Annotated in this window: 23 protein-coding genes and 1 tRNA gene; 9 read left to right on the plus strand and 15 right to left on the minus strand. The window is 70.5% G+C overall.

Going from position 1 to position 25,754, the window contains the following annotated elements:
* Positions 1-54 precede the first annotated feature (54 nt).
* From MD221_RS01620 to MD221_RS01630, 3 genes are all read right to left on the minus strand, one after another.
* Positions 55-693, minus strand: coding sequence for a methylthioribulose 1-phosphate dehydratase (locus MD221_RS01620; protein ID WP_242107330.1), 639 nt, complete (start codon positions 691-693; stop codon positions 55-57).
* A gap of 78 nt (positions 694-771) precedes the next feature.
* Complete coding sequence (locus tag MD221_RS01625) at positions 772-2,199, minus strand: amino acid permease (RefSeq protein ID WP_242107331.1); 1,428 nt, start codon at positions 2,197-2,199, stop codon at positions 772-774.
* An 85-nt stretch (positions 2,200-2,284) separates the two neighbouring features.
* Positions 2,285-3,790 carry an amino acid permease gene (locus tag MD221_RS01630; RefSeq protein WP_242107333.1) on the minus strand — a complete coding sequence of 502 codons (1,506 nt, stop codon included), beginning with the start codon at positions 3,788-3,790 and terminating at the stop codon, positions 2,285-2,287.
* Positions 3,791-3,973: 183 nt separating this feature from the next.
* Between MD221_RS01630 and MD221_RS01635 the strand changes: the two genes are divergently transcribed.
* The 3 genes from MD221_RS01635 (at position 3,974) to MD221_RS01645 (ending at position 7,429) form a co-directional block, all read left to right on the plus strand.
* Positions 3,974-4,564 (plus strand): NUDIX hydrolase, encoded by a 591-nt coding sequence (locus MD221_RS01635; RefSeq protein ID WP_242107335.1) that lies wholly within the window; start codon positions 3,974-3,976, stop codon positions 4,562-4,564.
* Between the two features lie 167 nt (positions 4,565-4,731).
* Positions 4,732-5,019 (plus strand): hypothetical protein, encoded by a 288-nt coding sequence (locus tag MD221_RS01640; protein ID WP_242107336.1) that lies wholly within the window; start codon positions 4,732-4,734, stop codon positions 5,017-5,019.
* Between the two features lie 265 nt (positions 5,020-5,284).
* The gene (locus tag MD221_RS01645; RefSeq protein ID WP_242107337.1) at positions 5,285-7,429 is read left to right on the plus strand and encodes an N-acetylmuramoyl-L-alanine amidase; all 2,145 of its coding nucleotides are present in this window, start codon (positions 5,285-5,287) and stop codon (positions 7,427-7,429) included.
* 123 nt (positions 7,430-7,552) lie between these two features.
* On the opposite strand, the gene MD221_RS01650 is transcribed toward MD221_RS01645, so the two are convergent.
* From MD221_RS01650 to MD221_RS01700, 11 genes are all read right to left on the minus strand, one after another.
* The gene (locus MD221_RS01650) at positions 7,553-7,936 is read right to left on the minus strand and encodes a hypothetical protein (RefSeq protein ID WP_242107338.1); all 384 of its coding nucleotides are present in this window, start codon (positions 7,934-7,936) and stop codon (positions 7,553-7,555) included.
* 289 nt (positions 7,937-8,225) lie between these two features.
* Positions 8,226-8,312, minus strand: a tRNA-Leu gene (locus MD221_RS01655).
* Between the two features lie 97 nt (positions 8,313-8,409).
* On the minus strand, positions 8,410-8,862 hold the full coding sequence (locus MD221_RS01660) for a DUF2214 family protein (protein ID WP_242107339.1): 453 nt from the start codon (positions 8,860-8,862) through the stop codon (positions 8,410-8,412).
* A gap of 106 nt (positions 8,863-8,968) precedes the next feature.
* Positions 8,969-9,772 (minus strand): c-type cytochrome, encoded by an 804-nt coding sequence (locus tag MD221_RS01665; RefSeq protein WP_242107340.1) that lies wholly within the window; start codon positions 9,770-9,772, stop codon positions 8,969-8,971.
* Entirely contained in the window at positions 9,769-12,312 is a 2,544-nt protein-coding gene (locus MD221_RS01670; protein ID WP_242107341.1) for an MtrB/PioB family outer membrane beta-barrel protein, read from the minus strand. The genes MD221_RS01665 and MD221_RS01670 overlap by 4 nt, the downstream gene beginning before the upstream one ends.
* 12 nt (positions 12,313-12,324) lie before the next feature.
* Positions 12,325-13,383, minus strand: a complete 1,059-nt coding sequence (locus tag MD221_RS01675) for a DmsE family decaheme c-type cytochrome (RefSeq protein WP_242107342.1) — start codon at positions 13,381-13,383, stop codon at positions 12,325-12,327.
* Positions 13,384-13,533: 150 nt separating this feature from the next.
* On the minus strand, positions 13,534-14,208 hold the full coding sequence (locus tag MD221_RS01680) for a TetR/AcrR family transcriptional regulator (protein ID WP_242107344.1): 675 nt from the start codon (positions 14,206-14,208) through the stop codon (positions 13,534-13,536).
* A 143-nt stretch (positions 14,209-14,351) separates the two neighbouring features.
* Positions 14,352-14,948: a cysteine dioxygenase family protein gene (locus MD221_RS01685; RefSeq protein ID WP_425602184.1), complete on the minus strand. Its 597-nt coding sequence runs from the start codon at positions 14,946-14,948 to the stop codon at positions 14,352-14,354.
* A gap of 64 nt (positions 14,949-15,012) precedes the next feature.
* Complete coding sequence (gene metX, locus MD221_RS01690; RefSeq protein WP_242107345.1) at positions 15,013-16,134, minus strand: homoserine O-acetyltransferase MetX; 1,122 nt, start codon at positions 16,132-16,134, stop codon at positions 15,013-15,015.
* Positions 16,135-16,198: 64 nt separating this feature from the next.
* Positions 16,199-16,708, minus strand: a complete 510-nt coding sequence (locus MD221_RS01695) for a hypothetical protein (RefSeq protein WP_242107347.1) — start codon at positions 16,706-16,708, stop codon at positions 16,199-16,201.
* A gap of 117 nt (positions 16,709-16,825) precedes the next feature.
* Complete coding sequence (locus tag MD221_RS01700; RefSeq protein WP_242107349.1) at positions 16,826-17,185, minus strand: hypothetical protein; 360 nt, start codon at positions 17,183-17,185, stop codon at positions 16,826-16,828.
* 161 nt (positions 17,186-17,346) lie between these two features.
* Between MD221_RS01700 and MD221_RS01705 the strand changes: the two genes are divergently transcribed.
* Positions 17,347-19,803: a DNA internalization-related competence protein ComEC/Rec2 gene (locus MD221_RS01705; RefSeq protein WP_242108558.1), complete on the plus strand. Its 2,457-nt coding sequence runs from the start codon at positions 17,347-17,349 to the stop codon at positions 19,801-19,803.
* Positions 19,804-19,842: 39 nt separating this feature from the next.
* On the opposite strand, the gene MD221_RS01710 is transcribed toward MD221_RS01705, so the two are convergent.
* The gene (locus MD221_RS01710) at positions 19,843-20,721 is read right to left on the minus strand and encodes an aspartyl/asparaginyl beta-hydroxylase domain-containing protein (RefSeq protein ID WP_242107352.1); all 879 of its coding nucleotides are present in this window, start codon (positions 20,719-20,721) and stop codon (positions 19,843-19,845) included.
* A 146-nt stretch (positions 20,722-20,867) separates the two neighbouring features.
* Between MD221_RS01710 and MD221_RS01715 the strand changes: the two genes are divergently transcribed.
* The 5 genes from MD221_RS01715 (at position 20,868) to kdsB (ending at position 25,754) form a co-directional block, all read left to right on the plus strand.
* Positions 20,868-21,548 carry a MotA/TolQ/ExbB proton channel family protein gene (locus MD221_RS01715; RefSeq protein ID WP_242107354.1) on the plus strand — a complete coding sequence of 227 codons (681 nt, stop codon included), beginning with the start codon at positions 20,868-20,870 and terminating at the stop codon, positions 21,546-21,548.
* Positions 21,549-21,585: 37 nt separating this feature from the next.
* Positions 21,586-22,023 (plus strand): ExbD/TolR family protein, encoded by a 438-nt coding sequence (locus tag MD221_RS01720; RefSeq protein ID WP_242107356.1) that lies wholly within the window; start codon positions 21,586-21,588, stop codon positions 22,021-22,023.
* Positions 22,020-23,783 carry a lipid A export permease/ATP-binding protein MsbA gene (msbA, locus tag MD221_RS01725; protein WP_242107359.1) on the plus strand — a complete coding sequence of 588 codons (1,764 nt, stop codon included), beginning with the start codon at positions 22,020-22,022 and terminating at the stop codon, positions 23,781-23,783. Before MD221_RS01720 ends, msbA begins: the two co-directional genes overlap by 4 nt.
* Positions 23,780-24,793, plus strand: coding sequence for a tetraacyldisaccharide 4'-kinase (lpxK, locus tag MD221_RS01730; protein ID WP_242107361.1), 1,014 nt, complete (start codon positions 23,780-23,782; stop codon positions 24,791-24,793). Before msbA ends, lpxK begins: the two co-directional genes overlap by 4 nt.
* A gap of 187 nt (positions 24,794-24,980) precedes the next feature.
* Positions 24,981-25,754, plus strand: coding sequence for a 3-deoxy-manno-octulosonate cytidylyltransferase (gene kdsB, locus MD221_RS01735; RefSeq protein WP_242107363.1), 774 nt, complete (start codon positions 24,981-24,983; stop codon positions 25,752-25,754).

Below are 25,754 nucleotides of genomic sequence, written 5' to 3' on the forward strand. Positions count from 1 at the left end.
GGCGCGCCGGGCCGCGCCGCTCGTCGCCGATGACGGGCCGGCCTGCGCCCGCGCTCAGGCGGTGTGCAGCTTGCGCAGCTCCAGCTCGCAGTTGAACAGGAACTCGAAGGCTTCCAGGTGGCGGCGCGCCTCGGCCATGTCGCGGCCCCAGGCGTACAGGCCGTGGCCGTCGATCAGGTAGCCCCAGAGCGGACCCTTGTCGAGCAGGGCGTCGACCTGGGCCGCCAGCGTCGGCATGTGCTGGGTGTTGGCGAAGACCGGCACGTCGATCATCGACTCGTGCGTGGTGTTGCCGTGGAAGGCCTTGAGCAGTTCGTAGCCCTCCAGGCGCAGGTGGCCGGCGCCGGCGAACAGCCGCGAGGCCACCGTCTGCACCAGCGAGTGGGTGTGCAGCACGCAGCCGATCTCCGGGAAGCGCCGGTACAACTGGGTGTGCAGCAGCGTCTCGGCCGAGGGCTTGTGCTCGGTGGCCACGGGCTGGCCGTCGAAGTCGACGACCATGATGTCCGATTCCTTCAGCTTGCCCTTGTCGCGCCCGGATACCGTGATCGCGGCGTGGCGGTCGTCGAGCCGGCGCGAGAAGTTGCTGCTGGTGGCCGGCGTCCAGCCGCGGCCGGCCAGCTCGCGGACGTTGACGATGATCTCGCCGGCGAGATCGCAGAGGCGGTGGTGGTCGTAGGGCAGGGCGCTCATGCCGCGAGTGTACCGAACAAACGGCTAGCCGGCGGTGACGGCCGCGCCGGAATCCCCGGCAGGCGCGTTCGGCGGCGGCTACTGCTGGCGCAGGCGGCTGTGGCGGTAGCCGTAGCCGAAATAGATCACGAAGCCCAGCACCGTCCACAGCACCATCAGCATCCAGTTGTGCATGCTCATGGTGGAGAGCAGCACCAGGCAGCTGAGCACGCCGGCGGTGCAGACCAGCGGCGCGAACGGCACGCGGAACGGGCGCGGCAGGTCGGGTTGGGTGCGGCGCAGGATCAGCACGCCGGCGCAGACCGCGGCGAAGGCGATCAGCGTGCCCATCGAGGTCAGGTCGCCGAGGATGTCCAGCGGAAAGACCGCGGCCAGCACCGCGATGCCGATGCCGGTGATCACGGTGTTGATGTGCGGCGTGCGGTATTCGGGGTGGATGCGGGTGAACAGCGGCGAGAGCAGGCCGTCGCGCGCCATGATCATGAAGATGCGCGGCTGGCCGATGATCATCACCAGGATCACCGAGGACAGGCCGATCAGCGCGCCGATCTCCACGATCACGCGCAGCCAGCCCAGCTGCGGATGGGCCGCGACCGCGGTGACCACCGGCTCGTCGGTGCCCAGCAGCGGGTAGGGCACCAGGCCGGTCATCACCGCCGCCATGGCGATGTAGAGCACCGTGCAGATCAGCAGCGACAGCATCATGCCCACCGGCAGGTCGCGCTGCGGGCTGTGCGACTCCTGCGCCGCCACCGACACCGCTTCGAAGCCGATGTAGGCGAAGAACACCATCGAGGCGCCGCGCAGCACGCCTTCCCAGCCGTACTTGCCCGGGCCCTCGTTGGCGGGAATGAACGGCGTCCAGTTCTGCGGGTCGACGTACTTCCAGCCGACCGCGATCACCAGCACGATCAGGCCGGTCTTGAGCACGACCATGACCATGTTCATCGCCGAGGACTTGCTGATGCCCACGTAGCAAAGCCAGGTCAGCAGCAGCACGATCGCCGCGGCCGGCAGGTTGAGCAGGGCGCCGGTGGGGCGCAGCTGCGCGTCCAGCGGCGCCTGCACCAGCGCCTTGGGCAGCACGATGTCGAAATGCTGCAGCATGCTGAGGAAGTAGCCGGTCCAGCTCGCCGCCACCGCCGAGGCGGACAGGCCGTACTCGAGCACCATCATCCAGCCGATGAACCAGGCCGCGCCCTCGCCGAGGGTGGCGTAGGTATAGGTGTAGGCGCTGCCGGAGACCGGCACCATCGCCGCGAACTCGGCGTAGGCCAGCGCGCAGAAGGCGCAGCAGATCGCCGCCAGCACGAAGGAGAGCATGATCGCCGGGCCGGCGTGCATCGCCGCGGCCTTGCCGGTGATCACGAAGATGCCGCCGCCGATCACCGCGCCGATGCCCAGCGCGGTCAGGCCCCAGGGGCCGAGCACGCGGCGCAGGCTCAGGCCTTCGGCATCGCTATGCGCCGCATGCGGGTGTTTGGTGGCCAGGAGTTGTCGCAGCATCGTCCGTTCCGGCGTTCTGAATTCTTGGTGTGCCGTATGCAATCGGGCCGGCGCAATGCCGCCGGCCCGCAGACCGTTTCCCCGGTCAGCCGGCCGCTGCGATGGCCGCCCTGCGGATCTTGCTGTTGCGGTAGCCGTAGATGAAGTAGATCACCATGCCGATGGCGATCCAGGCCGTCATCAGGCGCCAGTGCTCGGAGAAGGCCTGCCAGAACAGGAACAGGCAGGCCAGCGCGCCCAGCGGGCAGACCACGATGGCCAGCGGCACCTTGAACGGGCGCGGCAGGTCGGGGCGGGTATAGCGCAGCACCAGCACGCCGATGCAGACGGTGGCGAAGGCGAGCAGGGTGCCCATCGAGACCAGCTCGCCGAGCACGCCGATCTCGAAGCTGGCGGCCAGCGAGGCGGCCAGGATGCCGACGATGATCGTGCCGACGTAGGGCGTCTGGTACTTGGGATGGATCTTGCTCAGGAAGCGCGGCATCAAGCCGTCCTGCGACATGGTGTAGAAGATGCGCGGCTGCGCGATCGCCATCACCAGAATCACCGAGCTCAGGCCGGCCAGCGCACCGATCACCACCAGGCCGCGCAGCCAGTTCAGCGAGGTGTACTGCGCCAGCGCGGTGGCCACCGGCTCGGGCGTGTTGAGGATGCGGAAATCGGCGATGCCGGTCAGCGTCGCGGAGACCAGGATATAGAGCAGGGTGCAGACGAACAGCGAGCCGAGGATGCCGATCGGCATGTCGCGCTGCGGGTTCTTGGCCTCGCCGGCGGCGGTGGAGACCGCGTCGAAGCCGATGTAGGAGAAGAACACGATGGCCGCCGCGCGGGCGATGCCGCCCCAGCCGAACTTGCCCGGGCCTTCGCTCTCGGGGATGAAGGGCTGCCAGTTGTCGGGCTGGATGTAGCGGAAGGCGAACACCAGGAACAGCAGGATCACGATCAGCTTGATCGTCACGATGATCGCGTTGACGAAGGCCGACTGGGTGATGCCGACGTAGCACAGCCAGCTGATCGCCGCGACGATGCCGATCGCCGGCAGGTTGATCAGGGTGCCGGTCGGGGTGGGCACGCCGTTGACGAAGGTGAAGGGCGCCGAGGCCAGTTCCTTGGGCAAGGCGATCGAACTTCCCGTCACCTCGCTGAGCAACGACAGCAGCTCGTTGAAGTAGCCCGACCATCCCACCGAGACCGTGGCCACCGCGAACAGGTATTCCAGGACCAGGCACCAGCCGATGAACCAGGCCACGAACTCGCCGAGGGTGGCATAGGAATAGGAGTAGGCGCTGCCCGAGACCGGCAGCATCGCCGCGAACTCGGCATAGCACAGGCCGGCCAGCGCGCAGGCGAAGCCGGCGATCACGAAGCTGAGCACGACCGCCGGGCCGGCATGGGCCGCGGCCGCCTGGCCGGTGAGGACGAAGATGCCGGCGCCGATCACGCCGCCGATGCCGAGCATCACCAAGTGCTTGGCGGTCAGAGCCCGCTTGAGCGTCGCCTCACCCTGCAGATGGTCGGCATGGGCGGGCTCGCCGGCGTCGACATGCGCCGCGGGTTGCACCGGCTTGGTGATGAACAGGCCTCTCGACATCGAATTCCCCTCTCCAGGAACAAGAACGTGACTGAACTCGCCATTCTCGGATGGCGATGACCGCATCCGGGTCCGGGCGGCGGGCCACCATACCCCACGGGAGAAACGAGGGGCAACAGGCCATGGTCATGGCTTTGCCGGCATACTCCCCCGTTTCCACGCCAGACCAGACCCGTTGCCGGCATGCAGGCGAAACACTCCGACCCGATCGAGCGGCTCCGTTCCAATTTCATCGACTATCAACGCCGCTGGCCCGCGCAGGCCGAGGAGACGGCGCTGTTCCTGGCCTTGCTGGACGATGCGGAGAATCCCTTCGAACGCGCCCGGCTGGCCGGCCATTTCACCGGCTCGGCCTGGCTGGTCAGCGCCGACGGCCGGCGCCTGCTGCTGACCCACCACCGCAAGCTGGACCGCTGGCTGCAACTGGGCGGCCACGCCGACGGCGACAGCGATCTGCGCCGCGTGGCGCTGAAGGAGGCCGAGGAGGAGTCGGGCCTGTCCGGCCTGTCGGTGGACGAGGCCATCTTCGACCTCGACCGGCACTGGATTCCCGAGCACAAGGGCGTCCCGGGGCATTGGCATTACGACGTGCGCTACGTGGTGCGCGCCGGCGCCACGGAGGACTTCGTGGTCAGCGAGGAATCCCAGGCCCTGGCCTGGCGCGAGATCACCGGTCTGGCCGGCGATCCGGCGCTGGATCCGTCGCTGCATCGCATGGCGGGGAAGTGGCCGGGGTGGCCCGGGCCGGCGGGTGCGCCGGCGCAAGGCGGCTGAAGCACGCCGGCGGCCCTGCCTGGAATCGCTTCCAGCCGGTCTTCACATCGCCGGGCCCCCGCTATTCTAGACTCCGTGCTTGGCCGGGGCGCCCGTATCTGGCGTATCGTTCGGGGCGCGCCGCAAAGGACAATGCCGCACACCATCTCATTACGCGAGGCGAACGCATGAAACACACGGGGAAGGTTTCGGGCTTCAGGCAGATGCTCTTGCTGGCTGCCGTCGCATCCGTCGGGTTGTGGACGACCAGCAGTTCCGCCGGCACCTCGCTGCAGGGCGGCATGCTCATCACCTTCTACAAGGGGCCCGATTTCCGCGTGGTGGTCGGGCAGGATTACTACAAGATGTACGATTGCCCCCCGACCGTGGCGACGCCGGTCGATTGGGGCGAAAAGTCGCCTTATTTCACCAGGGCGCCGTACCAGTGCAACATCCTGCAGGCGATCCCGCGCTGAGGCATCCATGCCAGCGCGATCGCGCTGTGCGTTGATGGAATAGACCAGGAAGGACCAGGCTGCGAAGCCTGGTCCTTTTGTTTTGTTCCGCGCTTTGATGCCGTGCGTGAGGAGAGATCGACGCCCCGCTGACGGTCGGTCCGAGGCGCTAATTCGCGAAACGAACCGGCCGGAGGACACAAGTCCTGGCGGCGGAGGAAATGGCGATATTGTCGATGAAGCCAGGGTTTTCAACCTCCGTATCGACCATATCGGGAGTGTCTCCATGTCTGACGACCGTTGCCTGTCCAATGCGTTCCGGAATGCCGCAGTACTGTCGCTGGCCTGCAGCCTGGGTCTTGTCTTCCCCGCGGGACGCTCGATGGCGGCGACGCCGGACAAGGAGCAGATTCCGGCGTCGGCCAAGGGCGCACCGGCGAGCTTGCAGCCGCTGCTGGCCGAGCGCGCGAAATACCGGACGTATTTTTCCGCCGCCTACGCACGCTATCCCGATCTGCCCGTCGGACTGCTCGAGGCGATCGCCTGGTCGGAAACCGGGTGGACGCACGTCCGGCCGGACCCGAGCCCGCAGGCGCACAGGCACATGCCGCCGGCCTACGGGGTGATGGGACTCTATCGGGGAGAGGGATTCGCCAACCAGGTGCGCGAGGGCGCGAGGCTGCTCGGCGTCAGCGAGGCCATGGTGATGTCCGACCCCGAGCTCAACATCCTCGCCGGCGCCGCGCTGCTCGATCAGGCGTTGCGGGCCACGCGGGAGCGGGCGAATGCGGCGGGGCTGTCCGGCGACGACGCGGTGCTGGCGCGAGCGCTGGCTGCGTACGCCGGCTACGGGAGCGGCGGCGGGAACATCCGCTCCTACGCCAGGACCAGCTTTGCCTACAACGTGCTGCTGGGGGCGGAACGCGGGATCACGGAGCGCGGCGTCGAGATTCCCCGGCGGAAGGTGGAATGGAACAAGGCCTTTCCCGGCAATCAGCTGCGGGTGCTGCGCGCGCCCGTGCTGAACGTGGATGTCGACGCGGACCGGATCACTCCCGAATCGGCCACCACGGCGCCGGCCGCCGCCGCGCCGCAGGCGACGGCATCCGCGACCTTGGCCGGGGATTTCGGCGAAGCGATCTGGAACCCGGCCAGTTCCAGCAACTACAGCACCGCGAGCAACGCCGCATCGGCGGTGATCCTGCACACCACGGAAGGCTCCTACGCCGGGGCGATCGCCTGGTTCCAGAACCCCTCCGCACAGGTCTCGGCGCACTACGTGATCCGTAAATCCGACGGCCAGATCACGCAGATGGTGCGCGAGTACCACCAGGCCTGGCATGCGGCGTACCACAACGGCTACACCGTCGGCATCGAGCACGAGGGCTATTCCAACGATGCGGGCACCTGGACCGACGCCCTGGTCAACGCCTCGGCCCGGCTGACGCGCAGCATCTGCGCCCGCCGCGGCGTCAACTGCGCCTCCGCCTGGCAGGGGCCGGGCTACGACTACTGGCACGTGGTGCCGGACAGCGTGCGCGTGAAGGGACACGGCATGCTGACCAACAACGAGAACCGCTACGACCCCGGCAAGTATTTCCCCTGGGGGCGCTACTACAGCCTGATCAACGACGGCGCCCCGCCCAGCACCACGCCGCCGCTGTACTGGGTGGATACCTATGCCAACGCGCCGGGCTACGGCAGCGCGACGAGCACCGCGCAGACCGGCACGCTGTATGCGGGCACCAACTACGTGCGCTGCAAGACCTGGGGGCGCGAGATCCGCAACGGCACCTCGTTCAACCACTGGTGGCTGAAGACCGACCTCGACGTCGGGCCGGCGAACCAGTGGATATCGGCGTACTACCTGAGCCGCTGGGGCAGCGACGAGGCGCGCGACAACGACGGCTTCGACATCCCGCGCTGCGAAGTGCTGCCCTATGGCGAGATCGCCAAGAAGTACTACGCCCTGGGCGGCGTGCGCAGCGTGCTGGGCTCGCCGAAGCTGGCCGAGATGGCCGCCCAGCAGGGCGGGCGCTTCCAGCAGTTCGACAAGGGCATCATCCTCTGGCACACGGCGACGGGCGCCTTCGCCGTGCACGGAAAGATCCTCGACCAGTTCTGGGCGACCGGCGGCGAGACGGAATGGGGCTTCGCCAAGATGGACGAAATGGCCGCGGCCAAATCGCCGGCGACCGGCCAGATCGGGCGCTACCAGTACTTCCAGAAGGGCCTGTTCCTGTGGACGGCCGCAACCAACGCCCACGTCATCCACGGCGCCATCCTCGTCCACTTCGAGAACAACGGCCGCGAGGCGAAGTTCGGCTATCCCACCAGCGACGAACAGCCCTACAACGGCAGCGGCCGCAAGCAAACGTTCGAGCGGGGCACCTTCTACTGGACGCCGGAGAATGGGGTCTGGGTGAACTGACTGCGTTTCCTGGCCAATGGGCGAGGAAGTATTGCGGCCTCCTGGTGAGCCGGACGCAGTCGCGGTTCACCAGGCACAAGAGTCATGCGCACCCCGTACGCTCGTGCGGGGTGCGCCGAAGACTTAGGGCGCGTAGTCCGAGTAGTTGCGCACGGCCAGCCATGTGCATATGTGGTTGTTGTCCCAGTTGAACTGGATGTACGACGTCTCGTCGGCGGCGCGGGCGGTCGCCACGATCTTTGGGTCGTTGGACGTGCAGTATGCTTGAACACCGGCGGCATCGTTGATTTCGCACCATGCCCATTCGTCGCCAGGCGTCGCCGAGGTACCGCATCCGACATGCTGTTTCGTGTCGGCGCTGTTGCGCGCATCTCTGACCGATCCGTAGGCCGTTTTATTCGGCAAAGATACGGTGGCCGGCGAGTACCCGACCTGTCCGGCCTGCGCGCTCGTGGACGCAAAAAATCCCGCGAGCATCACTACGGCAAAAACCGCTGATGAATTCATTCTGCATTCTCCTGAGTCGATGGGTTTCGGGCTTGCTGCATACGGCCCGCCCACAACTCGTAAGGCAGAACGGAAACGGCTCAAGCAGGGGCGTGGAGGGGTTAGCCCGTGGCAGCGTGGTCGGGGTTCGATTTCCCGTGTGTGACGGTCCGCTGGCGCGAGCGCTTCGGCCTGCCTCTGGCGCCGCTGTGCCTGCGACGCCAACGTATACCGGGCCCGCTACGGGCCAGAGGATGCATGCTGAAAAACAGAAGGGTTAGGCCGCGAAGCCTAACCCTTTTGTTTTTTCTGGTGCCGAAGGTGGGACTCGAACCCACACGCTTTTAAGGGCGGCGGATTTTGAGTCCGCTGCGTCTACCGATTCCGCCACTTCGGCGCGGCCCGGGAGTATAGCCGAGCGGGACGCTCCGGTGGCCCGGCCGGGGACGCCTCGTTCTGAATGTACCGCTCGGAACAGGGCTCGGAAAGGCCGCTCAGAACATGCCGTAGCGGGCCATGGCCGCGGCGCAGACGAAGATCGCGGCGACCATCAGCAGTTCGAAGCGGACGATGCGGGCGAGGGTGGCGGCTTCGGCCGGCGCGGGCAGGAAGGACGGGTCGGCCTTGAGCGCCTTGCGCCAGCGCAGGAAGCGGACGGTCGGCCAGGCCGAGAGCAGGGCGGCCAGGACGAACAGGCCGATCTTGGCGTGGAACCAGGGGTTGTGCAGGTAATAGTTCCAGCCCTTGGCGCCGTAGAGCAGGCGCAGGATGCCGACCGCGAGCAGCAGGGTGGCGGTGGCGCCGTAGCCGGCGTCCACGCCTGCCAGGCGGCGCAGCACGGCGGCGTCGAGCGTGCCGCGCAGCAGCACCGATTCGGTCACCAGCATGGCGATGAAGCCGAACAGCAGCAGATGGTGGAGGCTGGCGAGGATGAGGTCGGTGAGCATGGAAGCTGCCTGGCGCGCCGGAGCGGCGAGGATAGCAAGCCGCGCCGCGCGCGGGTGGCGGCACGGGTCGGCAGTTCCGCGGGCGGCGATGGCGCCGTGGCGGCGCTCAGCGGTCGGGCGGCAGCGACGACAGCCAGGCCGAGAGCGCCTGGATGCTGTCCTCGTCCAGGCGTTCGGCGACGCCGCGCATGACCAGGTCGGTGGTGGCGTCGTGCAGCTTGCCGTCGCGGTACTCGCCGAGCTTGGTCTGCAGGTACAGCGACTGCTGCCCGCGCAGGGCGGGATAGGCGGCGAACGGAACGTGGCCGTCGCGGTCGGGGCGCAGCGCGTCGGCATGGCCGCGCGCGTCGGCGCCGTGGCAGCCCTGGCAGGGCGGGATGCCCTTGGCGGGATCGCCTTCGAGGTAGAGCCGCTCGCCGCGCTGCAGTTGCGCGGCGTCGGCGGGCGGAGTTGCTTCTGCGACCGGGGCCTGCGGTTTCAGTCCCGCGTAGTAGGCGGCGAGGTTGCGCAGGTCCGTGTCGCTCAGCTCGGCCACCAGCGGCGTCATCGGCGATTCGGTGAGCGTGCCGCGCTTGAATTCGACCAACTGCCAGTAGAGGAAGTCGATGCGCTGGCCGGCGAGGTTGGGGAAGTTGGGCGCGATCGCCGTGCCCTGCGGGCCGTGGCAGGCGGCGCAGAGTTCGGACTTGGCCTGGCCGGCGGCGGCGTCGCCGGCGATCGGGCGGGCGCGACGCAGGTCGCTGTAGGGGGTGGGCGGTGTCGGCGGAGCAGGCGGCGCGGCGGCGGTTTCCTGCGCCGGCGGCGCCGCGGCCGGCGCGTCGGCAGGCGGCGCGTCCTGCGGCCGGGCGAAGGCGAGCGCGCTGGCGGCACAAACCGCGGCGAGCAGCGACCAGGTCCAGGCGCGCCTCACAGCTGCATCTCCAGCAGCACGCCGACCATGTTGACGCTGTAGCCGGTCGGCCCGCCGTCGGTGTAGACGCGGTGGTCGATGACCTGGCCGTCCTCGAAGCTGGTGTAGTGCCAGTCGAAGACGCTGCCGCGCTGGTAGGTGTCGAACAGGCGCATGCTGAGGCTGCGGTGGATCGGGAAGGTGAGGGCGAGGGTGAGCGTGTTGGTGCGGTAGACCATCGCCGGGAATTCGCCGTCCAGGGGCACGGCGCCCACGGCCGGCGAGACCAGCGCGCCCGCGGAGTTGTAGCGATAGCCGGTGAGGCCGCGCGAATAGGTCCAGTTCCAGTCGGCGTCCAGCACCACGCGTCCGATGCGCCGGCTGAGGCTGGCGCCGGCGTAGTGGTTGCGCTGCCTGTCGCGCATCCACCAGCGGTTGGCCTCGGGGTAGGTGCTGCCGCCGAGGTTGGGGTCGGGTCCTGGCGCTGCGTCGTTGACGTTGGCGAAGTCCAGCGTGGAGCGGTCGTAGCCGTACCAGGCGCTGGCCACGGTGGCCGGGCTCGGCTGCCATTCCCACTGCAGGCTGCCGCCGAGGGTGTCGTAGCCCTGGCGGCCGAGCAGGGCGTCGTAGTCGTTCCAGTCGCCGCGCAGCGAGGCGTACAGGGTCATCTCGCGCGGCAGGGTGAGGGTGGCCATCAGGTCGATCTTGTTCTGCACGCGTCCGGCGACGTCGTACTTGCGCAACTGCGCGACGGTGTGCGCGGTCTCCTCGCCGTTGTAGCCGGGCAGCTGGCTGGAGAAGGTGAACTCGTAGGGATCGTAGTCGTACTCGCTGCCGGTGCGGCGCAGGTAGGTGTAGTTGGCGCGGAAGGTCAGCCAGTCGAGGGCGCGGTTGTTCCAGGTCAGCTTGAGCGCATGGTCGCGGGTGGTGGCGACCTCGCGGTGCGTGCGCTCGGTGCGGTCGAAGGTGTAGGTGGCGCCGAAGGTGTTCTTGGCGTTCCAGCGCCAGTCGCCGCCGAAGGAGACTTCGTTGAGTTCGTTGTCCAGCGGCATGTTGCGGATGGTGGTGAAGGCGCCGGGATTGGTCAGCGGATCCCAGACGCCCGACTCGCCGGGCACCACGCTGCCTTGCGAGCCGTTCTCGCTCGGATAGCCCCATTGCCCGGTGAGCGGGTTGTAGGCCCAGTAGGTGCCGGCGTAGTCGTTACGCTGGTACTTGACGTTGCCGCGCCAGGTCAGGCGGTCGGAGGGCTGCAGCACCAGGCGCGCGTCGAGCAGCTGCGAGTCGATGCTCAGGTCGGCGCGGCGGCGCGAGAGCGCGGCCGGGGTATTCCAGTCGGCGCAGTTGAGCAGCGCGCCCGGGATGCCGTTGATGCCGAACTGGCCCTGGCAGTTCATCGGCGCCACCAGCTTGTCGTTCTGGCGCATGGTGCCGCCGGAGGCTGTGAGCGAGAACTCGCCGGTGGTGCCGCCCCAGGCCAGCTTGCGGCTGAGGCTGGTGCGCAGGTGGTGGTAGTCGTTGTCGGGCTCGTAGGAGAACGAGCCCTGCGTGAGCCTGGGCGCAGTCAGGCCCGGCACCACCGGCGACAGGGCGAACGGCACCTCGTAGTCGAAGCTGCGGTTGCCGTGGCGGAAGAACGAGCCGGAGTAGGCGAACTCCATGCGCCACAGGTTGCCGACGAAGCGCGCGCCGCCGTTGAGGTTGACGGTGCTGTCGTCGATCGGTCGCGGGATCTCGTAGACGCCGCCGTTGTCGGCGAAGGGATAGTTGAAGAAGAACGGCCCGCCGAACGGGCGCGCGCCCTTGCGCGACTCGTGGCTGGCGTTGACGAAGGCGGCCCAGCGCTTGTTGATGAAGTAGTTCAGGCCCACGCCCTGCTTGTCGCGCACCACCTTGAGGATGCGCTCGGGCTGCGCCGCCGAGACCGCCGCCGCCTGCGCCGGCGTGCTGCCGCCCGGGACGAGGCCGTCCTTGAGGGTGAGGTGGTTGCCGCCGACGCCGTCCCAGATCGAGCGCGCGTTGCCGCTGACCACGTTGGCCTGGCTGCGCGCGAAGGCCTGCACGCGGAACTTGCCGGCGCGCCCGAACACGGCGCGCACGTACTGGCTGTCGCCGTTGAGGCGGCTGGCGCGCAGGTCGACGTAGCTGCCGTCGCCCGGATGCTCCAGGCGCAGCGCGGCGCCCAGGTAGAGGCCGTCGTCCCAGTTGGAGTAGCGGCGCCAGAGCATGTTGTTCTCGTCGCCGTGCAGGCCGAGATAGCCGAAGCTCAGGCGGCCGCTGTAGACGCCGGAGGCGTCGCCGCCGTAGGCCTCGGCCGGCGGGCAGGCGTAGAGGAAGCCGGTGGGCGTGCGCTTGCCCTGCGCGGTCAGCCAGCTGGCGCCGTCGGAATCGCAGTGCCGCGTGCCCAGGCCGCGCGGATCGAGCGCGTCGCCGAACTGCAGGTCGGTGCCGATGCCGCTGTCCTGCGCATGGGCGCAGGGCGCGCCGAGCGCGAGCATCAGCAGCGCCGGCAGCCGCCGGCGGAGGAGGGGACTGCAGCACGTTCCCTGGCGCCTGCGCATGCCGTGTCCTCCCTATTTGTGCAGCCGCGGACCGGCGGGGTTGTTGGAGCCGTGGATCTGCGCGTGGCAGGTCAGGCAGCCGCGTCCCATCAGCCGCTCGTCCGGCGCCATGCCGCCGGCCAGCTGCTGCTCGACGAACAGGTCGTTGGGATGGCGCGTGTGCGAGTGGCACTGCTGGCACAGCATCGGCACCGGGGCCACCAGCAGCGCGTGCTGGTTGGAGCCGTGCGGGGTGTGGCAGTTGAGGCAGTTCTCGCGCGCGGGCGCGTGCTCGAACAGGAACGGCCCGCGCTTCTCGGCGTGGCACTGGTAGCAGGTCTCGTTGACCGTATCGGTCTTCAGCAGCGCGGTGTTGATGGTGCCGTGCGGATTGTGGCAATCGGCGCAGGCCATCTGGCCTTCCGGCAGCGGCATGTGCGAGCGGCGGTTGAACTGCTGGCGGATGTCCTTGTGGCAGGTGGCGCAGGTCTCGTTGATCGACTGCTTGCTCTGCAGGCCCTCGGCGGACAGTTGCGCCATCGGGTTGTGGCAGTCGCTGCAGGACAGGTCGTTGCGTTGGTGCACCGAGCCCAGCCAGTGGTCGCGCGGGCCACCGGCGTGGCAGCCCAGGCAGCTCGCGGTCTGGGTCTTGACCGGCGTGCCGCCGTTCCTGGTGAAGGCGATGATGGCGCCGGGCTGCGCCGGGTTCTGCGCGTGCGCTGAGCCGGGACCGTGGCAGGCCTCGCAGGTGGCGGTGCCCGGATCGGCCGCGAAGGCCGCGTTCATGCCCAGCGCGTGGATGGTGTGGGCGAAGTTCTGCGATTCCTTGGCGTGGCAGGCGGTGCACACCTGCTGGCCGACCGGCTTGGCGCCCGGGGCGCCCGGGTTCTCCGGGATCGAGGGATGGTCGAAGCCCGGTGCGGGATCGAAGCCGTGGCCGTTGCCGGGGGTCTCGCTGCTGAAATTGGTGGCCGGCAGGTTGTGCGGATTGGCCGGAGCGGCCGCGCCTTCCTGGGCGGCGACGGGCGCGAACCAGGCCGCCGCCGCGAACACGCATGCCGTCGCCAACCCGATCGCCAAGAAAATCCGCATCGACCCCTTCCCATGCGCCTGGCTGGCCGCAACGCTGGCTCGCCGCAGGGCGTAATCTTTATTACGTTTAGAGTGCGACGGGATTCAGCGGCCGTCAAGCCTTCGGCCCGGGAAGCCGGCCTTGGATGCGGAACGCTGGGTTGCGCGGGTCTAGCGGGGCAGTGCGCCGTGCAGGAACAGGTCGAGGGCGGCGCGCGCTTCGTCCTGCGCCTTGGACAGGTCGGGCGCGGTCAGGTTGCCGCTGGCCACGCGGATGATCAGCTCGCCGAAGATCATCATGAAGAACTGCGCCGAGGCCAGCTGCGGCGAATGCAGCGAGAGCCGGCCCGATTCGATCTCGTGCTTCAGGTAGTCGGTGAGCATGGCCTGCGCCGGCGCCACCGCGTTCTCGAAGAACCAGTCGCGCAGGCCGGGGAAATCGCGGCCCTCGCCGATGACGATGCGGTGGATCAGCACCGACTCGCGGGTGAGCACGCTGTCGATCATGTTCTCGCCGGCCTGGCGCAGCGCGATCTGCGGCGGCAGCCCGGACAGATTGAGCGCCTGCAGCTGTTCGGCCACGGTCGCCATGTGCCGCTCCATGATGGCGTGGGCCAGGCCTTCCTTGTCGCCGAACACGCGGTACAGGGTCGCCATCGAGCCGCCGGCGCGGGCGACGATGTCGCTCAGCCGCGCCTGCCGGTAGCCCTTCTCGATGAACACGTCGGTGGCCGCGTCGAGGAAGCGCTCGCAGCGCCGTTCGCCGCGCTTGCACAGCTCCACCTCCGGGCGAGGCCGGAACGGCGTGTCGGCGGGGAGGCGGGCGGTGGCGGTGGATTTGGGCATGGAGCAGTCGGGCGGTCGGGCGGACGAATCCGGAAGGCTGCTGGGCGATGTCCGATCTGCGCCCGAGTATAGGCCGGGGCCGCCGGGCCGGATGGGCATGCCGTCACTGCCGCCGCGCCCATGGCGCGGCCGTTGCCGGAGGCTCAGGCGGCCTGGTCGGTGCTCAGGGTGCTGTCGGCGCGCAGGAACCACTCGCCCGACTGCGGGAAGAACTTGGAGCAGCACTCCATCTGCGCCTGGTAGATGTGCAGCGACACCGCGACCGCGCGGGCGCTGGCGTTGGCGATGGTGTGGTACTCGTGCGGCGGGATCAGGCTGCCGGCGCTGCCGGGACCGGCGTGCATGCCGCCGGCGGCGCGGAAGCGGAAGCGGTCGCCGTCGCGCTCGATCAGTTCGTACTGGGTGATTTCCAGCTCGCCGTCCCAGACGCCTTCCACGCACCACAGGCCGGAATGGTCATGGATCGGCGTGCCCTGGCCCGGGCCCCAGGTCATCGCCACCACGCTGTAGCCGTGCCGGGCGCTGCGGTACAGCTCGCGGCGCGCGTAGTGGTCGTCGATGGCCTCGAAGACGCAGTCGGGCAGGCGCACATCCGGGTCGCGGATCAGCGCGCACATGGCGTTGCGCAGGCTGGCGGTGATCGCGTGCTCGTCGCCGAGCGAGACCGCTTGGTCGATGGCGGCGACGAACTTGTCGTGGCCGGGGAAATCGAGATCGGGCAGGGGGGCGACGGAAGCCATGGGCCTAGTGTACCCCTCGGGGCAGATGGTTGCAGGTGAAACTCATGGCCCGGCCGGATCGCGTCTACAGCGCCTTCAGGAAGTCGCCCACCGCCGGCCCGAAGCGGCCGATGTCCACCAGGAAGGCGTCGTGGCCCTGCGGCGAGGGCAGCGGCAGGAACGTGGCGTCCACGCCGCCGGCGCGCAGCCCGTCGGCGATCTGCTGCTGCTGCTGCAGCGGAAAGAGGATGTCGGTGTGTACGCCGATGGCCAGCGCCTTCTCCAGCCGCAGCGTCGCCAGGCCCTGCTCGGTGGTGCCGCCGCAGGCGTCGCCCAGGTCGAACCAGTCCATCGAGCGGCTGAGATAGAGATAGCAGTTGGGGTCGAAATTGCGCACGAAGCGGCGGGCATGGCCCTCCAGGTAGCTTTCCACCTCGAATTCCAGACCGAACGGGTCCTCGCCGTCGCGGCGGTCGGAGTCCAGCCGCACCCGGCCGAAGCGCCCGTCCCATTCCAGCGCGGAACGGTAGGTGATCACGCCGAGCTTGCGCGCCATGCGCATGCCGCTCTCGGGATAGTGCGCCTCGTCGTAGTTGCCCTCGTTCCAGCGCGGATCGAGCCGGATCGCCTCGCGCTGCAGGGAGCGGATGGCGATGGAGAACGGCAGCGCGCGCGCCGCACCGGAGATGTTGATGTGATGGCGGGCCACGCCGGGATGCCGCGCCAGGAAGGCGAGCGCGGTCATGCCGCCCATCGAGTTGCCGATCACGCAGGCCAGCCGCTCGAAGCCGAGCGCGCGCACCACGTGCGCGGCGGCATCGGCGATGTCCTCGATCGACAGGTCCGGGAAGCCGAGCCGGTACGGCGCGGCGCCGGCCTGGCCCGGCGCCGCCGAGGCCGGGCCCGTCGAGCCCTTGCAGCTGCCGAGCGAGTTCACGCAGATCACATGCCAGCGCGCGGTGTCGATCGGCTTGCCCGGGCCCAGCATGGCTTCCCACCAGCCCGGCGCCGGGTCGTCGGCGCCGGCGGCCGCGTGCGCGTCCGGCGACAGGCCGGTGAGGATCAGGATGGCGTTGTCGCGCGCCGCGTTCGGCGTGCCCCAGGTCTCGTAGGCGATGCGCGCGCCGGTCAGGGCGCCGCCGCGCTTCATCGGGAAGGGCGAGGGCAGATCGACGTAGCGCGTGCCGGGCGGGATGAATTCGGTCATGCGCATAGTCTATCGGCAGCCCGCGCATCCGAACGAGCCGTGATGCGCGGGCGTCCGCGCCGAGTCAGTCGGCGCGCACCAGCGTCAGCGTGCTCGCGTCCTCCCTGCCGTCCTCGGCATAGACCTCCTCGCGTACCAGGCGGCGCGGGTCGGAGAAGTCGAAGCGCAGGCGCACCAGATGCGCGTCCCGCGTGCGCTGCAGGTTGGTGGCGTCGAGGAATTCGAACAGCAGCACGCGCCGTTCGGCGTCCGCGCGCAGGCGCAGCCGCGGCTGGTTGCCCTGGGCGCAGTAGTGGGTGGCGAGCAGGCGCTCGCCGTCGCGGTGGTAGAGGGTTTCGGTGACCTGCCTGGCCGGATCGCCGAAGGTCTCCACCAGGGCGGTATCGCGCGAGATCAGCCGGTAGCGGATGCGGAAGGCCTGTTGCGCCGGCGTCCTGGCCTCGGCCAGGCGCCAGTCGCCGGACAGCGCGGCGAGTGCGCGCCACGCGCCGTCGGCATCGCTCGCCGATGCCGGGACGACGGCGAACAGCGACAGCAGGGCCAGGCAGGCGGCGAGCGGGGATCGGGCGGTCATGGCGACGTTGCGTTGCCGGATCGGGCAGGGGCGGGCGGGGTGGCGCCCGATGCCGCGACCTTCGCCGCGCACGCAGGCCGGTGCCAGTGCCGAAGGTGAGGAAGGGGCGTCCGCGACTCAGTCCTCGCCGACCGGGTACGCCCGGCGCGGCCTGGACGCGGGATGCCGCTCGCCGCCCGGCCCTTGATGGAGAAGCAGGCGGTCGGTGTGCAGCCGTTCGCCCTTGTCCTGCGCATAGCTGCGCACCAGGCGGTCGAAGGCGGGCTTGTCCTCGCGCAGCAGCGCCAGTTCCTCGGCCGTCAGCCAGAAATAGACGCCGTACCAGGCGACCCACGGCACCGTGATCTCGAGCACCGCCACGCCGGCCTGCTCGTCGCGCAGTACGGCATACAGGGCGTCGCGGTCGACGAAGACCTCGGCGAGCGCGTCGCGGTCGAACGCATAGGCGTCAGGGCTGTCGTCGGGCGGGGCGTTCATCGATGTCGATCCTGCGGGGCGTTCGCGCTCCGCGGCGTGCGCTGGCGTCAAGGAAATCCTACGCCGGATCCCGGGCTGCGCCGATATGCCTCGCCTTCGCGTTGCCGGATGCTGCGGGCATCCTTCGCCGGCGCGAGCGCATGGCTTTTCCAACCTCATCGATGGCGGCGGCAGGCGCGGGCGGGGAGCGGCGGTCGCGGGCGTCCGCATTCGGCGCCGCCGTCGCGGCTGCGTTCACCGCCGGCCTGCTGGCGTGCGCGTGCCTGCCGGCCCTGCCGCCCGGGGGGCTGCTGGCGTGCGCGCTGGCGCTTGGGGCGATGCTGTGGCTGCGTGCCGGTGCCGGGCGCGTCCCCGGTGCTGCGCTCGCCGGTTTCGCGCTCTTCGGCCTGCACGCGATGCATGGACTGGCGCAGCAGCTGCCCCCGTCGCTGGAACGGCGCGAGGCGACGGTGAGCGGCCGGGTGTCGGGCCTGCCGGAATGGCAGGCGCGGCGCACGCGCTTCCTGTTCCGCGTCGACGACGATGCCGCGCAGCCGCCGGCGCTGCGCGGCCGCCTGCTGCAACTGTCGTGGTACGCCGAGCGCGGGGATGCGCGGCCGGACCGGCGCCAGGCGCTGGCGGCCGGCAGCCGGTGGCGGTTCGCGTTGCGCCTGCAGGCGCCGCGCGGGCTGCGCAATCCGGGCGGTTTCGACAGCGAAAAATCGGCGCTGGTGCAGGGGATCGCGGCCACCGGCTCGGTGCGCGATCCCTGGCGTGCGCAACGCCTGGCGCCCGCTTCCGGCATCGATGCCTGGCGCGAGCGGATGTCGGCGCGCATCGCCGCCGCGGTGGCCTCGCCTTCGGCGCGCTACATCCAGGCGCTGTCGCTGGGCGACACGCGCGCGCTGGAGGACGCGGACTGGCGGGTGCTGCGCGCGACCGGCACGACCCACCTGATCGCGATCTCCGGCTTCCACGTCGGCATGGTCGCCTCGCTGTTCGCCTTCGCCGCGATGCTGCTGTGGCGCTGGCTGCCGGCGCTGGCGTTGCGGCTGCCGCGTCCGCAGGCGATGGCGGCGGCATCGCTGCTCGGCGCGGCCGGCTATGCGCTGGCCTCCGGTTGCGCGCTGCCGACGATGCGCACGGTGCTGATGATCGCGGTGGCGGTCTCGGCGCGCGCGCTGCGCCGGCCGGTGCGGGTGGCGGACGCGCTGGCCCTGGCGGCGCTGGCGTTGCTGCTGTCCGATCCGATGGCGGTGCTCGGCGCCGGCTTCTGGCTCAGCTTCGCCGGCGTGGCCTGGCTGGCCTGGTGCCTGCCGCGAGGCGATGCGGCGGGCGGCGGCGCACGCGTGGTCGGCGATTTCCTGTCCGCGCAGGCGGTGGCCACGCTCGGCCTGCTGCCGCTGTCGGCGCTGCTGTTCGGACAGGCCTCGCTGGCCGGGCCGCTGGCCAATCTGGTCGCGATTCCGTGGTGGAGCCTGGTGGTGGTGCCACTGTCGTTGCTGGGCACGGCGCTGGAGGCGTTCCATGCCGGCTGGGGCGGTGGTGCCTGGCGGGCGGCGGCCTGGTGCTTCGATCTCGTCTGGCCCGCGTTCGTGGCGCTGGCCGACAGCCGCTTCGCCCTGTGGTGGCTGCCCGAGCCGGACTGGTTCGCCCTGCCGCTGGCGTTGCTGGGTGCGTTCTGGTGCCTGCTGCCGCGCGGCGTGCCCGGCAAGACGCTGGCGCTGCTGCTGTGGCTGCCGCTGCTGTGGCCGGATCGCCGCCTGCCCGAGGCGGGAGAAGCCGAACTGGTGGTGCTCGACGTGGGGCAGGGCCTGTCGGTGCTGGTGCGCACCGCCGGGCATAGCCTGCTCTACGACATGGGGCCGGGCGAAACCCCGGCGCGGGATGCGCGGCAAGCCATGCCGGCCCGCGCGCGGCCGCCCGCCGCGCCGCCCGCCAGCGCCGGCGAGCGCGTGGTGCTGCCGGCGCTGCACGCGCTCGGCGTGCGGCGCCTGGACGCGGCAGTAGTGAGCCATGGCGACGGCGACCACATCGGCGGCTTCGCGGCGGTGCGCGCCGGCATGCCGATGGCGCGGGTGTTTGCGCCGGAAGGCATTGCCGCCTTCGATGCGCATCCGCAGCGCGACTGCCGCGCCGGACTCGCCTGGGAGTGGGACGGCGTGCGCTTCCGCTTCCTGCATCCGCCGCCGGACTTTCCCTATCTGGCCAACGAATCCAGCTGCGTGCTGCGGGTGGAGACCGCGCATGGCGCGTTCCTGCTCACCGGCGATATCGGGGAGGTGGTCGAACGCGATCTGGTCCGCCGCGATGCCGCCTCGCTGCGCGCCGAGGTGGTCGTGATCGCGCATCACGGCAGCCGGGAGTCTTCCGATCCGGCCTTCGTCGCCGCCACGGGCGCGCGCCTGGCACTGGTCTCGGCCGGTTACGGCAATCGCTACCGGCACCCGCACCCCTCGGCGATGCGCCGCTGGCGCGAGGCCGGCGCGGCGGCCGCCGCCACGTTCGACGGCGGCGCCCTGCGGGTACGCCTGCGCGGCGGCGGGCGCGTGCTCGAGACCTGGCGGCGCGCGCGGCCCAGGTCGTGGGACGCGGTGCGGCGCATGCGCATAGCGCGCGACCAGGAGGAGGAGCGATGACGACAGCCCAAGCGCGGCGCGCAGCCGGGACCGCGCCGGCTAGCGGTCGCGCCTGGCGTACATCTTCTCTTCCCAGCGCTTGTGCTTCTGCCCGGCCTCACGCAGGAACGGCGCCAGCGGCGCGAGATTGAGCAGGCGGCGGTTGAGCCAGTGCCAGGGCTGGCGCAGCGGACGCGCGAAATCGATGAACAGCACCACGCGCCAGCCGTCGGTGTCGTTCCAGACCTCGTGGTTGAAGCTGTCGTCGAAGATCAGGCAGCGGCCCTCGCGCCAGCTGCGGAAGGCGTTGCCGATGCGGATCCGGCAGCGCTCGCGCGGCTCGGGCACCAGCAGGCCGAGATGGCAGCGCAGCAGGCCGTTGTAGGCGCCGCGATGGGCGGGGATGTGCTTGCCGGGGGTGAGAATGCTGAAAAAGGCGGTGGTCAGGCCGGGGACGCGCGCCAGCAGGCGCATCGTTTCCGGGCAGCGCTGCGCGTTGCCGCGGCAGTCCATGCCGGGACTGGCCAGGAAGAAGGTCTTCCAGGTGTCGTCGGCACTGATCGTCTCCACTTCCTTGAGGATCTCGTGGAAGCTCGGCATCTGTTCGCGATGCACCAGCACCCGGTCGAGTTCGGCGCGGATCTTCTCCCAGCCGCCTTCCAGCTCGGCGGTCCAGGGGAAGTCGCGGGTGTCGTAGATGGCCGAATCGGGCAGCACCGAGACCGCCGCCACCGCGGCCTCCAGCCGCGCCTGCGCGGCCAGCGCCAGCCGTCCGAGGCGGCTGCGCGGCAAGCCGAGCGTATGCGCGCGGGTGTTGCGGTCGACGGCGGGGGGAGCGGCCCCGGCGGCCGTCTCCTGGTCGGCATCGCCCCTGCGCGGGCCGGCGCCGGAAACGCCCCCGGTGCCTTCGTCCGCCTGCGGCGATCTTCCGTCGGTCATGGCTACCGACTCCTTGGCCTTGCAGAGGCGGCATATTTTACCGGAACGTGACAAGAGCCCATGAAGACGCGCCGCGATTCGCCAGCCCGGGCTTTCCTCCGTATGCTTATCTCCCAGATGAACGCGATCGCGGGTCGGAGGTCAGGGTGCTGGAACTGGTGAAGGCGGGCGGCTGGCCGATGCTGCCCCTTTTGGTGTTGTCGGCGTTGGCGGTGGCGATCGTGGTCGAGCGCTTCTGGGCGCTGCGGCGCAAGGCCGTGCTGCCGAAGGGCCTGGGCGGCGAAGTGCGCGCCTGGGCGGCCCGCGGCCGGCTCGACCCCACGCACATCGATTCCCTGCGCGCCAACTCGCCGCTCGGCGCCCTGCTGGCGGCGGCGCTGGACGTGCGCAACCGCCCGCGCGAGGAGATCCGCGAGCGCGTGGAGGACGTCGGCCGCCACCAGGCGCACCGCATGGAGCGCTACCTCAACGCGCTCGGCACCATCGCCGCGGCCGGGCCGCTGCTCGGCCTGTTCGGCACCGTGGTGGGCATGATCCAGATGTTCCTAGGCATCATGGACCACGGCGTGGGCGACGTCAGCCAGCTCGCCGGCGGCATCGGCAAGGCGCTGGTGTGCACCGCGGCCGGCATGGTCGTGGCGGTGCCCGCGCTGGTCTTCCATCGCTACTTCCGCGCCCGCGTCGACGCCTACCTGGTCGACATGGAGCACGAGGCGATCCAGCTGATGGACGCGATCGACCCGCGCAACGCGCGCCGCGCCGCGGCTTCGCCCTTTGCCGGCGGGTCCGCCGCCGCGCCCGCCGAGGCGCTGGCCGAACAGGCCTGACCGGCCCGCGCCGGCCCGTTCCGTACAGGTTTCCCGCATGCGCATCCGCGACCGCCGCGCCGAAGACAATCCGGACATCAATCTCGTCCCGCTGATCGACGTGATCCTGGTGCTGATCATCTTCTTCGTGGTCACCACCACCTTCGACATGCGCTCGGTGCTCAAGCTCGAGCTGCCGCGCGCCGACGGCGAGCGCGCCGCCGAGCAGGCCAAGACGCTCAACCTGCTGATCAACGCTGACGGCCGCTACTTCGTCGACGACCGCGAGGCGCTGCGCACCGACGTCGAATCGCTCAAGCGCACCATCGCCGAGGTCGCCGGCAGCGACCGCGAGCGCACCGTGCTGATCCGCGCCGACGCGCGCACGCCGTGGCAGGCGGTGATCACCGCCTACGACGCGCTCGGCCAGCTCGGTTTCCGCCGCATCGCCAACGCGACCGCGCCCGACCAGCGCGCCCAGGGACAGGGCAGATGAGCGGCGGTTCCAAGCTGGCCGCCACTTGGCCGATCTACAAGCGGTTGCGCAGCTACGCCGGCAAGTACCGCTGGCTGCTGGCGCTGGCGCTGGGCGGCATGCTGATCGAGGCCGCCGCCGGCGGCGCCTTCACCAAGCTGATGCAGCCGATCGTCGACCAGACCTTCGTCATCAAGAACGAGCGGATCGGCCTGATGCTGCCGCTGGCGATCGTCGGCCTGTTCGTGGTGCGCGGCATCGCCGGCTTCGCCGCCGACTACTACATGGCGCGCTCGGGCCGCGGCATCGCCCGCGACCTGCGGGTGATGGTGCTGGGCAAGTACCTGCGCATGCCGGGCCTGCGCTTCGACACCGAGCCGGTGCCGTCGATGCTGGTGCGCCTGGGCTCGGACTGCGACCAGGTGGCCCAGGCCACCATCGACGCGGCCAAGGTGATGCTGCAGCAGAGCTTCCAGATCGTCGCCGCGCTGACGGTGATGCTGTGGGTGAGCTGGCAGGTGACCATCGCCATCCTGGTGCTGGCGCCGCCGCTGGCCTTCGTGATGAGCCGCGTCTCCAAGCGCTACCGCCGGGTGAGCTACCGCATCCAGGAGAGCGGGGCCTCGCTGATGCAGTCGGCGGACCAGTCGCTGCACGGCCACCAGGAAGTGAAGATCTACGGCGCGCAGCAGGCCGAGCACGAGCGCTACCAGGCGCTGGCCGACAAGAACATGCGCCTGTCGATGAAGGTGGAGGCCACGCGCGGCGCCTCCTCGGCGCTGGTGCAGCTGATGGGCGCGGTGGGGCTGGCGCTGCTGCTGGTGGTGGCCGGGCAGGAGGCCTTCGCCGGGCGCCTGACCGCCGGCGGCTTCGTCGCGCTGATGACCTCGATGGTGGCGATCCTGCCTTCGCTAAAGCAGCTCACCAACGTGCAGAACATGCTGCAGCGGGGCATCGCCTCGGCCGAGCGGCTGTTCGACGTGCTCGACGCCGGCAACGAGCCGGATACCGGCAGCGTGCCGCTGCAGCGCGCGCGCGGCCTGCTGGAGTTCCGCGACGTCGGCGCGCGCTACCCGGGACAGCACCAGCCGGCGCTCAGCGGGGTGAGCTTCGTCGCCCGGCCCGGCACCGTCACCGCGATCGTCGGGCGCTCGGGCAGCGGCAAGTCCACGCTGATCAAGCTGATCCCGCGCTTCTACACCCAGGAGAGCGGCGAGATCCTGCTCGACGGCGTGCCGGTGCAGGACTACAGGCTCGCCGACCTGCGCCGCCAGATCGCCCTGGTCGGGCAGCAGGTGATGCTGTTCGACGATACCGTCGCGGCCAACGTCGCCTACGGCGAGATGGCCAATGCCCCGAAGGACGCCGTCGACCAGGCCGTGCGCGGCGCCAACGCCGCCGAGTTCGTCGAGCGCCTGCCCGAAGGGATGGACACGCGGATCGGCAGCAACGGCACGCGCCTGTCCGGCGGCCAGCGCCAGCGCGTGGCGATCGCGCGCGCCATGCTCAAGGATGCGCCGATCCTGATCCTCGACGAGGCCACCGCGGCGCTCGACACCGAGTCCGAGCGCCTGGTGCAGGACGCGCTCGAGCGCCTGATGCCCGACCGCACCACGCTGGTCATCGCGCACCGCCTGTCCACCATCGAGCATGCGGACCAGGTGCTGGTGCTCGATCACGGCCGGCTGGTGGAGCAGGGCACGCACGCCGAACTGCTGGCCAGGGATGGCCTGTATTCCCACTTGCACAGGATGCAGTTCCGCGAGACCGGCCCGGCATGAGCGAGGGCGCGCGCAAGGCGCCGCCGTACTGGTTCGCGGGTTCCGTGCCCTGGCACGCGAGGCTGCTCTCGCGCGCGTACGGCATGGCGATCGCGCTGCGCATGCGGCTGTTCCGCGCCGGCCTGCTGCGGCGCGTGCGCGTGGACAGGCCGGTGCTGGTGATCGGCAACCTGATCGCAGGCGGCAGCGGCAAGACGCCGTTGACCGTCGCCGTGGTCGAGCGCCTGCGTGCCATGGGCTGGAACCCGGGCGTGGCCACGCGCGGCTACGGCCGTGCCGACGCGTCCACGCCGCTGTGGGTGGACGCCGACACCGACCCGCTGCTCGGCGGCGACGAACCGGTGCTGATCGCGCGCCGCACCCGCGCCAGGGTGCGTGCCGACGCCGATCGCGTCGCCGCCGCCCGCGCGCTGATCCAGGCCGGCTGCGACATCGTGGTCTGCGACGACGGCCTGCAGCACTACCGCCTGCGGCGCGACCTGGAGATCGAGGTGATCGACGGCCGCCGCCGCTACGGCAACGGGCGCCTGCTGCCGGCCGGGCCGCTGCGCGAGCCGCTGGAGCGCGCGCGCGGCTGCGATTTCCACGTGCTCAACATCGGCGCCGGCGACGGCGCCGAGCCCGGTTTCGGCGAGTGGCCGATGCGGCTGGCAGCCGACCAGGCCTGGCCGCTGCGCGGCGGCCGCCCGCGCGCGCTGGACGGCTTCGCCGGGCAGCGGGTGCACGCGGTGGCGGGGATCGGCGATCCGGAACGCTTCTTCGCCATGCTGCGCGGCTTCGGCATCGCCGTGGTGCCGCACGCCTTCCCCGACCACCACCGCTATTCGGCCGAGGATCTGCGCTTCGGCAGCGACCTGCCGGTGCTGGTGACGGAGAAGGACGCGGTGAAGTGCGCGGCGCTGGCCAACGACCGCTACTTCAGCGTGCCGGTGGCGGCGGAATTGCCGGAGGCGTTCTGGGTGGCGCTGCTGGACCGGGTGGCGGCGCTGCGGGAGACGCAGGGGCACTGAGCCTGGCCGCGCGACGCCATCGTGCCGGTGCGGGCCGGAACCCGATGGAACCCGCCTTGTCTTCAAGCCCGACGGCATGCGCGGCGGCGCCAGGCGCCGTTGGATCGGGCGCAGACCGCCGGCGGCCGGGCGTGATCTTTCCTGCAGGCAAAACCGGGTAGGCTTGTCGCCGATTCCAGGACGCCCCATGACTTCAGATCCCGACTTCGTCGTCGCCATCCCGGCCCGTTTCGACGCCACGCGCCTGCCGGGCAAGCCGCTGCGCCTGCTGGCCGGCGAGCCGCTCGTGCTGCACGTGGCGCGGCGCGCGCTGGCGGCGGGCGCGCGCGAGGTCTGGGTGGCCGCGGACGACGAACGCATCGCGCAGGCGCTGGAAGGCGCCGGGGTGCGCGTGGCGATGACGGCGAGGACGCATGCCTCCGGCAGCGACCGCCTGGCCGAATGCGCCGACATCGCCGGCTGGGACGACGACGCCCTGGTGGTGAACCTGCAGGGCGACGAGCCGTTCGCGCCGGCGGCGGGCATCCGCGCCGTGGCCGCGCTGCTGGCGCGGGGCGAGGCCGAGATGGCGACGCTGGCCGAGGCCATCGACGACCCGGACGTGCTGTTCGATCCCAACGCGGTGAAGCTGGTGCGCAACGACGCCGGCCATGCCCTGTACTTCAGCCGTGCGCCGATCCCCTGGCATCGCGACGCCTTCGCCCGTGACCGCCGCGTGCTGGTGCCCGGCGAGTGCCTGCGCCACATCGGCATCTACGGCTACCGCGCCGGTTTCCTGCGCCGGTTCACCCGCCTGCCGCCGGGCCGGCTCGAGCAGCTCGAATCGCTGGAGCAGCTGCGCGTGCTCGAGGCCGGCTTCCGCATCGCCGTGGGGCTGACGCCGGAACCGTTCCCCGGCGGCGTGGATACGCCGGAGGACCTGGCGCGCGCGCAGCGCAGGCTGGAGGCGGGCGATGACTGA

It is taken from the genome of Luteimonas aquatica (assembly GCF_022662575.1).
Lineage (GTDB): Bacteria > Pseudomonadota > Gammaproteobacteria > Xanthomonadales > Xanthomonadaceae > Luteimonas > Luteimonas aquatica.

Coding starts and splice junctions, on each gene's coding strand:
- MD221_RS01620 (WP_242107330.1), bottom strand. CDS start 693: ATGAGCGCCCTGCCCTACGACCACCACCGCCTCTGCGATCTCGCCGGC.
- MD221_RS01625 (WP_242107331.1), bottom strand. CDS start 2,199: ATGCTGCGACAACTCCTGGCCACCAAACACCCGCATGCGGCGCATAGC.
- MD221_RS01630 (WP_242107333.1), bottom strand. CDS start 3,790: ATGTCGAGAGGCCTGTTCATCACCAAGCCGGTGCAACCCGCGGCGCAT.
- MD221_RS01635 (WP_242107335.1), top strand. CDS start 3,974: ATGCAGGCGAAACACTCCGACCCGATCGAGCGGCTCCGTTCCAATTTC.
- MD221_RS01640 (WP_242107336.1), top strand. CDS start 4,732: ATGAAACACACGGGGAAGGTTTCGGGCTTCAGGCAGATGCTCTTGCTG.
- MD221_RS01645 (WP_242107337.1), top strand. CDS start 5,285: ATGTCTGACGACCGTTGCCTGTCCAATGCGTTCCGGAATGCCGCAGTA.
- MD221_RS01650 (WP_242107338.1), bottom strand. CDS start 7,936: ATGAATTCATCAGCGGTTTTTGCCGTAGTGATGCTCGCGGGATTTTTT.
- MD221_RS01660 (WP_242107339.1), bottom strand. CDS start 8,862: ATGCTCACCGACCTCATCCTCGCCAGCCTCCACCATCTGCTGCTGTTC.
- MD221_RS01670 (WP_242107341.1), bottom strand. CDS start 12,312: ATGCGCAGGCGCCAGGGAACGTGCTGCAGTCCCCTCCTCCGCCGGCGG.
- MD221_RS01675 (WP_242107342.1), bottom strand. CDS start 13,383: ATGCGGATTTTCTTGGCGATCGGGTTGGCGACGGCATGCGTGTTCGCG.
- MD221_RS01680 (WP_242107344.1), bottom strand. CDS start 14,208: ATGCCCAAATCCACCGCCACCGCCCGCCTCCCCGCCGACACGCCGTTC.
- MD221_RS01685 (WP_425602184.1), bottom strand. CDS start 14,948: ATGGCTTCCGTCGCCCCCCTGCCCGATCTCGATTTCCCCGGCCACGAC.
- metX (WP_242107345.1), bottom strand. CDS start 16,134: ATGACCGAATTCATCCCGCCCGGCACGCGCTACGTCGATCTGCCCTCG.
- MD221_RS01695 (WP_242107347.1), bottom strand. CDS start 16,708: ATGACCGCCCGATCCCCGCTCGCCGCCTGCCTGGCCCTGCTGTCGCTG.
- MD221_RS01700 (WP_242107349.1), bottom strand. CDS start 17,185: ATGAACGCCCCGCCCGACGACAGCCCTGACGCCTATGCGTTCGACCGC.
- MD221_RS01705 (WP_242108558.1), top strand. CDS start 17,347: ATGGCGGCGGCAGGCGCGGGCGGGGAGCGGCGGTCGCGGGCGTCCGCA.
- MD221_RS01710 (WP_242107352.1), bottom strand. CDS start 20,721: ATGACCGACGGAAGATCGCCGCAGGCGGACGAAGGCACCGGGGGCGTT.
- MD221_RS01720 (WP_242107356.1), top strand. CDS start 21,586: ATGCGCATCCGCGACCGCCGCGCCGAAGACAATCCGGACATCAATCTC.
- msbA (WP_242107359.1), top strand. CDS start 22,020: ATGAGCGGCGGTTCCAAGCTGGCCGCCACTTGGCCGATCTACAAGCGG.
- lpxK (WP_242107361.1), top strand. CDS start 23,780: ATGAGCGAGGGCGCGCGCAAGGCGCCGCCGTACTGGTTCGCGGGTTCC.
- kdsB (WP_242107363.1), top strand. CDS start 24,981: ATGACTTCAGATCCCGACTTCGTCGTCGCCATCCCGGCCCGTTTCGAC.